At 44.6% G+C, this 994-nt stretch carries 1 protein-coding gene; it reads left to right on the forward strand.

All coding sequences use genetic code 11. The features are described 5' to 3' along the window. Positions 1-994 (forward strand): phytoene desaturase family protein (crtI, locus tag A3738_RS05350; protein ID WP_068763425.1); only part of this gene is annotated, 994 nt, incomplete at both ends.

The following is a 994-nucleotide window of genomic DNA, read 5'->3' on the forward strand; positions in this document are numbered from 1 at the left end:
CCCTAAATACTTGGTATCGGTTTGTTTACGACGACGGGACGCATTTTGATTATGGAGGTGATAACGAGCGTATCGAAAGGTCGATAGCTATGATCAGCCCAGATGATGTAAAAGGCTACCGAAAGCTCCTTGCTGCCTCGAAAGAGATTTATCAACTTGGCTTCGAGCAACTAGCGCATCGGCCGTTCCATCAAATAATAGACATGATAAAAGTAATTCCACAAATGCTTCGACTCGGTAGTTATCGTAGCGTTTGGCAGCTAGTTTGCCGGCATCTAAAACACGATAAACTTCGCCAAGCATTTTCAATTCAACCACTTTTAGTGGGCGGTAACCCATTCGATACTACCAGTATCTATAGCCTAATTCATTACTTAGAACGCGCTCATGGCGTGCACTTTGCCATGGGTGGCACACAAGCCTTAGTCGATGCCTTAACCAAATTAATGCAGGAAGAGGGAATCGAGGTAGTACTCAACCATGAGGTGGTTAAGTTTGAAACGCAACAAAAGCGTATCACCGCAGTGCAACTCGACAACGGCCATACGCTAGCCTGCGATTATTGTATCTCTAATATGGACCCACTTTATTTGTATCGCAAACTGTTACCCGACCATGCTTCTCGGATCGCCAAAATACGTCGAAAAGTTGCTAAGCCCTCGATGGGCTTATTTGTTTTATTTTTCGGAAGCCCAAAGCTATACCCCTCGGTACAACATCATACGATTATATTAGGGAAGGCCTACAAACCTCTTCTTGATGACATTTTTCATCATGGTAACTTATCTGAAGATATCTCTATCTATTTGCATCGCCCCACCGCGACGGATCCGAGTTTTGCCAAAAAGGGCTGTGACAGTTTTTATGCCCTCGTGCCGGTTCCTAACCTAAAATCGGAGATAAATTGGCATGAAGTGCGTGAAATGTTCCAAGCGCGCGTACTGCAACGCTTAGATGAGACCATATTGCCAGGCATTAAAGAAAACGCAGAATC

This window comes from Oleiphilus sp. HI0066 (genome assembly GCF_001635725.1).